Here is a 9065-nt window from a genome sequence, read left to right as displayed (position 1 = left end):
GGGTGGCTCTTGCTTGCGATCTATGCCCTCGCGCTCGACAGGCACGCCCCTTAGAATGCCGCTGAAGAATAACTCGGAGACCCGACCATGACCGCACGAAGCCCGTTATTAGGGCCTAACGCCTGGCGTGGAGACGAAATCGCGGACTCGACGCGCTGGCTGCGCCATCTAAGCCCTCGAGCCCTAGCGGAGATCGATGCGGCACTCGGCGCGTGCCGGGTCAAAGGCATTCCCTGGCGCGAGACGACGGGCGAGGCGTTTCCTCTCCCGGGCATGGCCGAAGATTTCGCCGATATCCGGCGCGAGCTTGAGGACGGGTGCGGCATGATCAAGCTTCGAGGCTTGCCCGTCGACCGTTATTCGGCGGATGAATTGCGCCAGATTTGGTTCGGTCTCGGCGCCAACCTCGGGCATCCGGTCTTCCAGAACCGCAACGGCGAGCTTATGCGCGAAATTCGCGATGAAGGTGCCGAGGTCGGCGCGCGCTACGGTCAAATCCACGATGGCGATGCGAAAGGCGAGAATTCGGGGCCGGTGTTCCTCTCTTCATACGCGCGGACCCTCTCGAACGGCGCCCTGCGCTTTCATACCGATCGCTGCGACGTGGTCGGGCTGCTTTGCGTCAATCAAGCGCGTGCTGGCGGAGTGAGCACGCTTGCAAGTTCCGTCGCGGTCAGGAACGAGATCCTCAGGCGCAGACCCGACCTCCTCGAGGTGCTCTATCAAAAATTCTACCGCAGCCGGTTCGGCGAGGAAGAGACCACCCCCGACGCGATCTACGCTCTGCCTATCTTCGGAGACCGGGATGGAAAATTCACGAGCCACTACTCGCTGACATACATCGAAGTGGCGCAAAAGGTGCCGAGCGTTCCGCGCCTCACCGCGGCACAGCATGAGGCGATTGAAATGCTCATGGCGCTCGCCAAGGACCTGTCATTCGAAATGCGGATGGAGCCCGGCGACATTCAACTCCTCAACAACCACGTGGTCTATCACGGCCGCACGCCATTCGAGGACGACGATACGCTCGGACAACGCCGTAGCCTCTATCGCCTCTGGCTCGCCATGCCGAACAGCCGGGCGCTGCCGGAAGATCATGCGGTTCTTTGGGGGCAGGTCGCCGCGGGCGCCTTGCGTGGCGGTATCGGCCAGGCCCGGCCGTCCTGATCGGCTCTCAGCGCGCGGCGATTCCTTTGGCAGCGCCCGTGCCGGCGATCTCGCCGACCAACTTGCTGACGATCGCCTCGCCGAACGACTTGAAATCCTCGATCTCCACGAGGAACGACATCGGTCCGCCGATGACGTTTTCGCGGTAGTAGTTAGGCAGACCGCCGGGTGGCTGGGTGTGGGCTAAAAAGCCCGGATTGGGGTGCAGATTGAGGATGGTGAGGCCGTTGATGGTCACCCCTTGAGCGATCGCTTCGTCCCGCGCCTGGAGGATCGGGCGGCCCGAATTGCTTGTGCCGTCACCTGAAATATCGATCACGCGGCGCGCTGTCTGAAACCGCCCGTCCGCGAAAAGCTTCATCGAAAAATCGACGGCGGCGCTGATCGAGGTAAGGCCGGCGAAGGAACGCGGCGGGGCGAGGATCATCGACGAAAATACGGCCCCGCTTTCGCCGTCGCGCACGATCGTCCAGTCTGCCACCACTTTCTGATCCGAAGCACCCGACCATTCAACGAAAGTGACCGCGATCCCACGATTGGCACCCGCCTGGATCGCCTGCAGCACCTGTGGATTGGTGAACGCGCGCGCATAGCCTTCGCGTTGAAGGTTGAACTCGTCGTCGTCCACGCTGCGCGATACATCCGCCGCGAGTACGATGGCAACGTCGACCGTCTCCGCCGCGAGCGTTCGATTCGGGGTGGCGAAGATCGACACCGCGAGGGCGGCGGCAATCGCGAAAGCGAAGTGGTGCGGTCGAAAATCGCGCGGCTGCACTTGTAGACTCCTGCGCTTCAAAGGCACTTCCCCGAAGCATACGCACGGCGCGCCGATGAAGACGTCGGCTGGCGCCAGTCCGTCATCGCGGCCACGAGGTCGGGGCTAGTCATGCTACCCGAGGAATGCCGCCGCCGCGAGGGTTACGCATGCGCACCGCGCACCCGAGGTGCTGACCCTGCCCCACGGGAATTTCATGGCCGCCGTGTTTCGGATCCGCGAGCCCCTTGCCAAAGGCTCGCCTTGCGCCATACTAAGTAAGATAGGGTGTGAGGAGGCGCCGGCAATACGAGCGAGGCGACGAGTGATGCCCCAGCTTCTTGCAAAACATGGCTTTCAATACGCCTTCGATACGCGTGAAGAGGCAGAGAAGCATGGTGGGCAATTGCGCGCGCGCGGCCATGAGGTCGAGGTCGTTCTCGTTTACTATTATGAAGGCCCCGTTTGGCAAGTGATGGATCATACCGTTCGACGCGCCAAGCAAGGGGAAGTCGCGATTCCGGCGAGCAAGGCGGTGTGAGGCGGTCCTGCGTTGCCTGAGTGCAATTTGCGGTTTCGGTCTGGGCCCACTGTCGTTGGAGCGTGATCGGTTTTATTCAAACCACCCCTACCCGTCCCGTCACATTCCGAGGCGGGAAAAGGATTGCATAGAGATCGTGAGGCAATTCCGAGCCTCAACGGAAACAGCAGGGAGGGAGAGTGGTTCGATCCGAACCTCCGGCACTTCAGAAAGGCGTTTGCGATAAATCAATGCGGGGTTCGAGAGCAACGGCTTATTAGAGCGGCCGCCCTATCGACCGACGATGCCGGCGTTGGGGTAAGGAACCAAGGGAATCACGCCCGCCTCGGAGAGGGAGCAGCGTCATGTCTTTCAAAGATCTCCTCGTCCACGTCGACGGTTCGAAACATGCCGAGGCGCGCGTGCGCTTTGCCGTATCGCTGGCCGAGAGGTTTTCGGCCCATTTGAGCGGGCTTTACGCAGCACTCCCGACCGGCATGTCGCCTCTTATTGCGGACCAGTTTCCGCCCGAGATGGTGGAAGACATGGAGGCGCGTGCGGCGCAGCAGCGCGAGGGCGCCGAAGCGCTTTTCAAAAAGCACACCGCGAAAATGAAGGACAAGACCCTGTGGATCGAGGGTGTCGGCGACGATCGCGCCAAGATCGTCGCCCTGGCGGCCCGCGATTCCGATCTCACGATTCTCGGCCAGGTCGATCCTGACGAAGTGGGGCGTGGCGTTTCCTTCGATCTGCCCGAGCAGGTCGCGATGGCATCGGGGCGACCGGCGCTGGTCATTCCCTACGCGTGGGATTCGAGAAATTTCGGCGAACAGGTGCTGGTTGCCTGGAACGCGAGCCCGCAAGCGGCACGTGCCGTGAACGACGCCCTGCCTCTCCTCGTCGATTCGAAGCGCGTGGTGATCCTGACGATCAATGCAAAGTCGGGCGAAGAGGTCCCCTCGAGCGGCATCGTGCGTCATTTGAAGCGGCACGGGGTCGCCGCGGAAGCACACCCGATCGTCGCCGACGACATCAAGACGAGCGACATGATCCTCTCGCGCGCGTCGGATGAGTCGGCAAGCCTGATCGTGATGGGCGTTTACGGCCATTCGCGATTGCGCGAACTCGTCCTCGGCGGCGTGTCGCGCGACATGTTTCAGCGCATGACCGTGCCCATCCTCGTCGCCCACTGAGACTTTTCCGGCGGCCGGCCTCAAACGACAAGCGCATCCTCGAAGGGCGTCTTGGAAAGCGGTACGGCACCCTTCGCCGTGACGATCACCTGTTGCTCGAGCTTGATGCCTTCCTTGGCGCCGACCTCGCCGATATAACTCTCGACCGAGACGACCATGTTTTCCCGGAATTCGCCGTCATAACCCCAATCGGCAAAGTCGCGCGCATAGGCGATGCTCGGAAATTCGTCGACCAAGCCGCAGCCGTGAACCATCATCATGTAACGGTTCGACGTGAATTCCTCGGGCACGGGCCAGCACTTTTCCGCGAATTCCCGGAAGCCGACGCCGGGCTTCAACAAGGATATGTTGTGGATCACTTGCTCCTGGGCGAGGCCATAGAGACGGCGTTGATCGTTGGTTGGCCGCTTGCCGGGGCAGACCCAGCTTCGCGATATGTCCGCGAGATAGCCGAGCGGTCCGACCATGTCGGTGTCGAAGGCCACGATCTCGCCCGGCTCGATTATCTTGTTGCCGCATTCCTGAAACCAGGGATTGGTCCGCGCGCCCGATGTCAGGAGGCGGCACTCGATCCATTCGCCGTCGTGGGCGATATTCACGTCGTTCATCACCGCCCATAATTGATTTTCGGTGACGCCCGGGCGGAGCGCTTCGCGCATCCGGCGGATCGATGCGTCGCACACGTCCATCGCAAGCCGGATCGCGGCGATCTCCTCGGGCGACTTGATCGCACGCGCGAGTTCGATCGCTTCCTGCGCGTCGAACAGCTCGATGCCCATCGCGGCAAGCTTGAAGGCGCCCATTGGCTCGCACCGATCGACCGCAAGGCGGCGATTCTTGCCGCCATGCTTTTCGACGAGGGCCGCGATCTCCTTGGCCCAGAGTGTTGCCTTCTCCTCGCAACGCGGGCCGGCCAGGAAGTAAAACCACGGGATCGTCGGACGCAACTCGGCGATCGTCTCGATTCCCTCGTTCACGTGCATCGAGCTCGTGAATTCGAAGAGGACCACCGCCCCCTCGGTCGGGACGAACGCCCAACGCCCGGGCGAATGCATCGTCCAAACCTGCATATTGCGGCTGCCTGTCGCGTAGCGGATGTTGATGGGATCGGTGAGCAGGCATCCCATGTAGTCGCGGGCGCGAAGCTCGGCCCTGAGGCGCTCCAGCCGATAACCACGAAGCTTTGCCTGGTCGATCCGTGAGAGCCGATCCGCCACGTCGAATGCGAGCGGTACAACGCTCACACTTTCACTACTTGAATGTTTCGTCATGCTCCCCCCTCGGGCGATCCCCCAGTTGCGTTCTCGCCACTCGACTGCAATGCCGCAAGCGCTCCGCCTCGATCCGCAGGAGAACAGGCTTTGCCGGTGCTTGCGAAGTCACTCGGCTTCAGTATCGCCGTCATCGCCGGTTCCGTGGTGCCCGCCGGGGGACTCGAACCCCCACCTCGGTTTCCCAAGAACGGATTTTAAGTCCGTTGCGTCTACCGGTTCCGCCAGGCGGGCCGCAGGTGCGACCCTAGTTCGACAGCCGCACACAGGCAAGGGGGGCACGCGATTTGGCGATCAGGTCCGCGTTCGCGCACCCAAATATGTCGAATTTCGGATTCGCTACATGAGTCCATCATCCTATGGCTCGCTTTCGCCACCCGTGCGTCGTCCTGGCGGCGGTCCTGGCGCTCTGGCATAAAGGGCCATGGGCAAAATCTACGATCGGCTGCTGGGCGGGCGGTATCCGGACGGCATTCCCTGGCGGAGCCGGACGTTTTGGCACCCCGTCGGCTATACGCTCACGGCCCTATGGATGTTGGTGATTCTCGCCATCACCGGAAACAACGTCCGTGACCCCCTCTTCGATTATTTCTTTTCCGTGCCGCTCGGCGGCTGGGTCGCCGGCCTCATCCTCGCACGCATCGTCAAGCGCCTGTGGCCGGCCGAGTCCGGCGACCGCACCGACAATGGCAAGCGTCCGTGATTGGGGCGGTGGAACTCAACCGTTCGCGTCGTCGAGGATTTCCCCACCGAGTTCTATCAGCATCGCCTTGAGCTCGTCCGCGGTCCGGTCGACCGCCCCCAGCTCCACCCCCCGAAGGACAAGGCTCACGCCGAACTTGCCAAGGCGATAAAATGGATAGCTGCCGATTTCGATGTCCGAATGCTTGTCTTGGAGTGCCGAGAGTCCCTGGGCGATCTTGCCTTCGGGCAGGTTCGTCGAAACCGTGCGCGAGCGCACGGGAGCGCCGCCGACAAGGCTGTGCTTAACGCCCTGAAACATGGCCTGCATGATCGAGGGGACACCCGCCATCACAAGGACGTTGCCGATTCGAAATCCGGGTGCGGCACTCACGGGATTGTCGATCAGCACCCCGCCTTCCGGCACGTTCGCCATCCTGAGCCGCGCCTCATTGAGATCGCGCGGGTCCTTATATTGCCGCGCCAGAATCCTGACCGCCTCCGGGTGACGCAAGAGTGGCACGCCAAACGCCTTGGCGATGTTTTCCGCCGTGATGTCATCATGCGTCGGGCCGATGCCGCCCGTCGTGAAGACATAGTCGTAGCGATGGCGAAGCGCATTCACGGCTTCGACGATCCGCTCGCCTATGTCCGCAACCACGCGCGCCTCCATGAGCCGCACGCCGATCTTGTCAAGCTCGACGGCCAGATAGGGAAGATTGGCGTCCTTGGTTCGGCCCGAAAGGATTTCATTGCCGATGATGAGGACGGCCGCGGTGACGATCTTCGAGGCGGGCGCGGGATTGGACATGGCTCCTCTGGAAGGCAAGAGTGACCCCTTTGGTATAGCTTGCGCCCATCGCCCGGTCAGCTTGTATCGCCGTCCCTTTCGCCGATTGAACCGCCGAGTTCGCTCTTGTAACGTCCGGCGCCATGCGGTTTCCGAGTCCCCTCATTCGTGGCCGGCTCATCAAGCGCTACAAGCGCTTTCTGGCGGACGTGGAGCTCGAGGACGGTACCGTCACGACGGTGCACTGCCCCAATCCCGGCGGCATGATCGGCCTCGATGCACCGGGATCCGAGATATGGCTATCGCGCGCGGTCAACCCGAACCGAAAGCTTCCGCTCACGTTCGAACTGATACGAATCCAGGGCGGTTTCGTCGGCATCAACACGGGCCATCCTAATCGCTTGGTCGAGGAGGCGATCGGTGTCGACCTTATCGCCGAGCTCACGGGATATCCGACGCTCCGGCGGGAGGTTCGGTACGGGGAAAGCTCCCGCATTGACCTGTTGCTTGAAGGGGCTGGGCGACCTAACTGTTACGTCGAAGTGAAGAACGTGCATTTGAAGCGTGATCCCAGGCCGCACGGCGGGCCGGCGGAGTTTCCGGATGCCGTGACCAAGCGAGGGGCCAAGCATCTTGTGGAAATGAGCCGGGAAGTCGTCGGGGGGGCGCGGGCGGTGATGGTCTATGTCGTGCAGCGTGCCGACTGCGAGAGCTTCCGCATCGCCACGGACATCGACCCGGCCTATCACAAGGCCCTCATCGACGCGATGGCGCATGGCGTCGAAGCAATATGCTACTCTTGCAATGTTTCGCCGGAAGCCATTGAATTGACGGGCCGGCTTCCAATCGAGCTTGACTGAGCCCGCGACCGTGCAAACATGATTTGCCACCTGGGCCACGTCGGCGGCCGCGCGTGGCCGCTCAGATTGAGGAATTAGGCAAAGAGTCGTCATGAACCAGATGGAGCACACATCCCGGACCCATCCCGAGGAGAGCCGGATCAAGATCCACCTGCCCGAGCATTTCGAGGGGATGCGCAAGGCGGGACGGCTTGCGGCGGACACCCTCGACTTCATCACGCCCTTCGTCAAACCGGGTGTTTCGACCGCCGAGCTCGATCGTCTTTGCCACGACTTCATCACGAGCCACCATGCGGTGCCGGCACCGCTCAATTATCGCGGCTTTCCACGTTCGATCTGCACATCGGTCAATCACGTGGTTTGCCACGGCATTCCGTCCGAGGACAAAATCCTCGTCTCGGGCGACATTCTCAATATCGACGTCACCACCATCCTCGACGGCTGGCACGGCGACACGAGCCGCATGTACGAGGTTGGCGAAAGCAAGCTCAAGGCGCGTCGGCTCATCGACGTGACGTATGAGGCGATGATGCGCGGCATTGCCGTGGTGCAGCCGGGGGCGACCACGGGCGACATCGGTCATGCGATCCAGACTTTTGCGGAGGCCAATCGGTATTCCGTCGTGCGCGATTTCTGTGGCCACGGCCTTGGGCGTATTTTCCACGATGCGCCGAGCATCCTGCACTTCGGCGACCCCGGCGAGGGCGTTGTCCTCCGCGAGGGCATGTTCTTCACGGTCGAGCCCATGATCAACGCCGGCAAATATGCCGTGAAGGTGCTGGGCGACGGTTGGACGGCGGTCACGAAAGATCGCTCGCTGTCTGCGCAATTCGAGCATTCGGTGGGCGTCACGGCCGATGGCCATGAAATCTTCACCCTTTCCTCCAAGGACTGGCATAAGCCGCCTTACGCCTGACCCCTCCCCGACTTCGATGGACGAACGAACGAACACGCCCGAGAGGCCCCATTACCTCGGCCACCGCCAGAGGTTGAGAGAACGCTTCGAACGCGCTGGTGCCGACGCCCTGCCGGATTATGAGTTCCTTGAGCTACTGCTCTGCCTCGTTATCCCGCGCGGCGATGTCAAACCGCTCGCGAAGAACATCCTGGCGCGTTTCGGCAGCCTCGCGGGCGCGATGTCCGCGGAGCGGGACGAGCTTGCCTCGACAGCTGGAATCGGTGTGGCCACCGTTCACATGCTCAAACTCGTGCATGCCGCCGGCCTTCGGATCGGCCGCGAGGAGGTCATGTCCTCATTTGTGATTAGGAAAAATGTTTGTTTTCCGAAGGTTATATAAATCATTGGCCGTTCAATCCACAAAATCGTCCTCAAGGCTGCACTCAGGAATTCCCAACCACAAGCGACACAGGGTTATGCTCACCTCGCAGCCGACCCCATGAAAGCCGCCACGGGGAAAATAGGCGAAGGGATTGTCCGAATGGTGGAGGGCCGCCCATGAATTTCGGTTCTCTTCGCTTCGGCGCGCGCACATAAGCGAACAGGGGGAACGTCAACCATGGATTCCTCGGGTAATCGCATTCTCGTCACAGGCGTACCGGGACAGTTCGGCGGAGTGGGCAGCGCTATCATAGAGATGCTTCGCCGCCGTGACCTTCCGGTTCGTGCGTTTGTCCGCCATGAAGACCAGCGTACGGACGCACTACGGGCGAGTGGGGTCGAGGTCGTTGTAGGCGACCTTACCCAGGTTCGAGATATTGCTAATGCATTATCGGGCTGCCGGCGCATGTACTTTGGCATGAGCGTGTCGCCGCGCTATTTAGAGGTCACTGCCAACATCGCCGCTGTGGCACGCGAGCACACCGGCCTG

Annotated in this window: 11 protein-coding genes and 1 tRNA gene; 8 read left to right on the top strand and 4 right to left on the bottom strand. The window is 61.7% G+C overall.

The genetic code is table 11. From position 1 onward, the window contains the following. Positions 1–87 precede the first annotated feature (87 nt). On the top strand, positions 88–1167 hold the full coding sequence (locus tag VEJ16_14985; protein HYB10970.1) for a TauD/TfdA family dioxygenase: 1080 nt from the start codon (positions 88–90) through the stop codon (positions 1165–1167). Between the two features lie 7 nt (positions 1168–1174). Here VEJ16_14985 and VEJ16_14980 read toward each other — a convergent pair whose 3' ends face one another. Continuing rightward, on the bottom strand, positions 1175–1942 hold the full coding sequence (locus tag VEJ16_14980; protein ID HYB10969.1) for a DUF1194 domain-containing protein: 768 nt from the start codon (positions 1940–1942) through the stop codon (positions 1175–1177). 304 nt (positions 1943–2246) lie between these two features. On the opposite strand from VEJ16_14980, the gene VEJ16_14975 reads away from it, so the two are divergent. Next, a complete protein-coding gene (locus VEJ16_14975; protein ID HYB10968.1) occupies positions 2247–2462 on the top strand; it encodes a hypothetical protein in 216 nt (71 codons plus the stop codon). A 344-nt stretch (positions 2463–2806) separates the two neighbouring features. After that, the gene (locus tag VEJ16_14970; GenBank protein ID HYB10967.1) at positions 2807–3634 is read left to right on the top strand and encodes a universal stress protein; all 828 of its coding nucleotides are present in this window, start codon (positions 2807–2809) and stop codon (positions 3632–3634) included. Between the two features lie 20 nt (positions 3635–3654). Here the strand turns inward: VEJ16_14970 and VEJ16_14965 are convergent, their stop codons facing one another. Both VEJ16_14965 and VEJ16_14960 read right to left on the bottom strand, forming a co-directional pair. After that, complete coding sequence (locus VEJ16_14965; protein ID HYB10966.1) at positions 3655–4905, bottom strand: Xaa-Pro peptidase family protein; 1251 nt, start codon at positions 4903–4905, stop codon at positions 3655–3657. A 145-nt stretch (positions 4906–5050) separates the two neighbouring features. Next, positions 5051–5139, bottom strand: a tRNA-Leu gene (locus VEJ16_14960). 190 nt (positions 5140–5329) lie between these two features. On the opposite strand from VEJ16_14960, the gene VEJ16_14955 reads away from it, so the two are divergent. Next, positions 5330–5608 carry a hypothetical protein gene (locus VEJ16_14955; GenBank protein HYB10965.1) on the top strand — a complete coding sequence of 93 codons (279 nt, stop codon included), beginning with the start codon at positions 5330–5332 and terminating at the stop codon, positions 5606–5608. A 15-nt stretch (positions 5609–5623) separates the two neighbouring features. Here VEJ16_14955 and VEJ16_14950 read toward each other — a convergent pair whose 3' ends face one another. Next, the gene (locus VEJ16_14950; GenBank protein ID HYB10964.1) at positions 5624–6397 is read right to left on the bottom strand and encodes a molybdopterin-binding protein; all 774 of its coding nucleotides are present in this window, start codon (positions 6395–6397) and stop codon (positions 5624–5626) included. 122 nt (positions 6398–6519) lie between these two features. On the opposite strand from VEJ16_14950, the gene sfsA reads away from it, so the two are divergent. The 4 genes from sfsA to VEJ16_14930 all read left to right on the top strand — a co-directional run. Continuing rightward, positions 6520–7236: a DNA/RNA nuclease SfsA gene (gene sfsA, locus VEJ16_14945; protein ID HYB10963.1), complete on the top strand. Its 717-nt coding sequence runs from the start codon at positions 6520–6522 to the stop codon at positions 7234–7236. A 100-nt stretch (positions 7237–7336) separates the two neighbouring features. Continuing rightward, a complete protein-coding gene (gene map / locus VEJ16_14940) occupies positions 7337–8152 on the top strand; it encodes a type I methionyl aminopeptidase (GenBank protein ID HYB10962.1) in 816 nt (271 codons plus the stop codon). A 16-nt stretch (positions 8153–8168) separates the two neighbouring features. Then, on the top strand, positions 8169–8534 hold the full coding sequence (locus VEJ16_14935; protein ID HYB10961.1) for a UPF0758 domain-containing protein: 366 nt from the start codon (positions 8169–8171) through the stop codon (positions 8532–8534). Positions 8535–8753: 219 nt separating this feature from the next. Continuing rightward, positions 8754–9065, top strand: a 312-nt coding sequence (locus VEJ16_14930) for an NAD(P)H-binding protein (GenBank protein ID HYB10960.1), incomplete at its 3' end; no start/stop codon positions are given.

The organism is Alphaproteobacteria bacterium, assembly GCA_035625915.1.
Classification (GTDB): domain Bacteria; phylum Pseudomonadota; class Alphaproteobacteria; order JACZXZ01; family JACZXZ01; genus DATDHA01.
The sequence above is the reverse complement of the archived record's forward strand: the minus strand, read 5'-3'. Positions and strand labels throughout refer to the sequence as shown.

Coding starts and splice junctions, on each gene's coding strand:
- VEJ16_14950 (HYB10964.1), bottom strand. CDS start 6,397: ATGTCCAATCCCGCGCCCGCCTCGAAGATCGTCACCGCGGCCGTCCTC.
- VEJ16_14955 (HYB10965.1), top strand. CDS start 5,330: ATGGGCAAAATCTACGATCGGCTGCTGGGCGGGCGGTATCCGGACGGC.
- VEJ16_14935 (HYB10961.1), top strand. CDS start 8,169: ATGGACGAACGAACGAACACGCCCGAGAGGCCCCATTACCTCGGCCAC.
- VEJ16_14965 (HYB10966.1), bottom strand. CDS start 4,905: ATGACGAAACATTCAAGTAGTGAAAGTGTGAGCGTTGTACCGCTCGCA.
- VEJ16_14985 (HYB10970.1), top strand. CDS start 88: ATGACCGCACGAAGCCCGTTATTAGGGCCTAACGCCTGGCGTGGAGAC.
- map (HYB10962.1), top strand. CDS start 7,337: ATGGAGCACACATCCCGGACCCATCCCGAGGAGAGCCGGATCAAGATC.
- VEJ16_14970 (HYB10967.1), top strand. CDS start 2,807: ATGTCTTTCAAAGATCTCCTCGTCCACGTCGACGGTTCGAAACATGCC.
- sfsA (HYB10963.1), top strand. CDS start 6,520: ATGCGGTTTCCGAGTCCCCTCATTCGTGGCCGGCTCATCAAGCGCTAC.